This is a genomic window from Pseudomonas sp. EGD-AK9 (assembly GCF_000465935.2).
Taxonomy (GTDB): domain Bacteria; phylum Pseudomonadota; class Gammaproteobacteria; order Pseudomonadales; family Pseudomonadaceae; genus Aquipseudomonas.
In genome coordinates this window covers 1-1,777 of record NZ_AVOF01000498.1, presented here as the reverse complement: position 1 = coordinate 1,777, position 1,777 = coordinate 1, and the positions used below count along the sequence as shown (strand labels likewise).

Below are 1,777 nucleotides of genomic sequence, written 5' to 3'. Positions count from 1 at the left end.
CGCATCGAGCTGGCCGCCACCGCCGGCCTGGCGGTGGGCCGCGGGGTGGTGGTCGACCGCCAGCTGCAGACCTCCCACGCCCATATCTATGCCCTCGGCGACTGCGCCGAGGTGGACGGCCTCAACCTGCTCTACGTGATGCCGCTGATGGCCTGCGCCCGCGCCCTGGCCAAGACCCTGGCCGGCGAGCCGACGGCGGTCAGCTATGGCCCCATGCCGGTGACGGTGAAGACCCCGGTGTGCCCGCTGGTGGTGTCGCCGCCGCCGCGCGGCAGCCAGGGCGAGTGGACGGTGGAAGGCAGCGGCGGCGATATCAAGGCGCTGTGCCGCGACGCCGCGGGCAGCCTGCTGGGCTACGCCCTGACCGGCAGCGCCGTGCAGGAAAAACTGGCGCTGAACCGGGAGCTGCCGGCGCTGTTGGCATGATTGCCGGCCGTTCTGTCGGATACGCCACGAAAATGCCCGGCCAAAGTGTCGGACGAGACTGGCGCAGTGCGATGCGGCATGCCATTCTCCCTGGGGTCTGCCGCAGCGCAGAGCTGTTGCGGCGCCTTGGGCGCTGTTCTGGAAGGACAGCACGGACACAACAACAAAAAACCGTCAAAGAGGCATCTATGCGTAAACCGGAACTCGCCGCCGCCATCGCCGAAAAGGCTGATCTGACCAAGGATCAGGCCAATCGTGTACTCAACGCCGTACTGGAAGAAATCACCGGTGCACTGAACCGCAAGGACAGTGTGACCCTGGTGGGCTTCGGTACCTTCGTCCAGCGCCACCGTGGCGCCCGCACCGGGAAGAACCCGCAAACCGGTCAGCCGGTCAAGATCAAGGCCAGCAACACCGTCGCCTTCAAACCGGGCAAGTCCCTGAAAGACGCGGTCAACTGAGCCTGTCGCCCGGAGCCGCTCGGCTCCGGGCCTCTCCCGTCTGGGTGCGTACGACGCAGCCGGCGCCTTCAGCGTCCCCACCGTGCTTTGGGCAGGCTGTAGTCCTGCAAGAAAACCACTACAATGCGCGGCCATCATCTTCGATCATTGGGGCCTGTGCATGAAATTCCGTTTTCTCCTGTGGATGCTGGGCCGCCTCATGGCCAAGGCCAGTCGCGACAACCCGGCGTTTCGTCAGCAGCTCGAAGGCCGCGATATGGTGTTCCAGCTGCATACGCTGGACGGCAAGGTGGCGCGCCACTTCATCGTCGCGGGCCAGCGCATCAGCAGCAAGCGCGGTATCGCCGCGGAGCCCGCTTTCGCTCTGGGTTTCAAGGATGCCGCCTATGGTTTCGCCACCATGACCGCGAAGAACAAGCAGCTGGCCTTCATGCAGGGCATCCAGAACAAGGACATCCAGATCCAGGGCAACCCGGCGCTGGTGATGTGGTTCCAGGGGCTGACCAAGTACCTGACACCGAAGAAGAAGGTCGATTCGGCGAAAAAGGCCGCCTGATCCCCAGTTGCGCGCGCCGTCGCTGGTCGGCGCGCTGCGCTTTGGTTAGGCTGCCCGGCAAGTCCCAGTGGAAAGCCTGGCCATGCGTCTGATCGTCCTGCCCCTCCTGCTGCTGGCGGCCGCCTCGCTGCGGGCCGAGCCGGCCTCTCCCCACGCGCTGTTGCCGTTGTTCGAACTGGCCGGTATCCATCTGCTCTGCGAGCAGAGCGCGCCCTTGCTGCAACGCGGCCAGGAGCCGGCCGAGCAGCAGCGCCTGGGGCAGCTGTTCGCCGGCCCGGCGCTGTGCCTGGAGCTGGCCAAGCGGGTCAGCGCCCAGCTCGATGCCGCGCAGCTG

At 66.3% G+C, this 1,777-nt stretch carries 3 protein-coding genes and 1 pseudogene; all 4 read left to right on the top strand.

Annotated features, from left to right (window positions below; translation table 11 throughout):
- The coding region (locus N878_RS19515) for an FAD-dependent oxidoreductase (RefSeq protein ID WP_021445240.1) at positions 1–426 on the top strand (426 nt) is incomplete at its 5' end.
- Between the two features lie 188 nt (positions 427–614).
- Positions 615–887 carry an HU family DNA-binding protein gene (locus N878_RS19510; protein ID WP_003242571.1) on the top strand — a complete coding sequence of 91 codons (273 nt, stop codon included), beginning with the start codon at positions 615–617 and terminating at the stop codon, positions 885–887.
- A 160-nt stretch (positions 888–1,047) separates the two neighbouring features.
- Positions 1,048–1,443, top strand: coding sequence for a hypothetical protein (locus N878_RS19505; protein WP_021445239.1), 396 nt, complete (start codon positions 1,048–1,050; stop codon positions 1,441–1,443).
- A gap of 82 nt (positions 1,444–1,525) precedes the next feature.
- Positions 1,526–1,777, top strand: a pseudogene (locus N878_RS19500) (hypothetical protein); the annotation flags it as partial.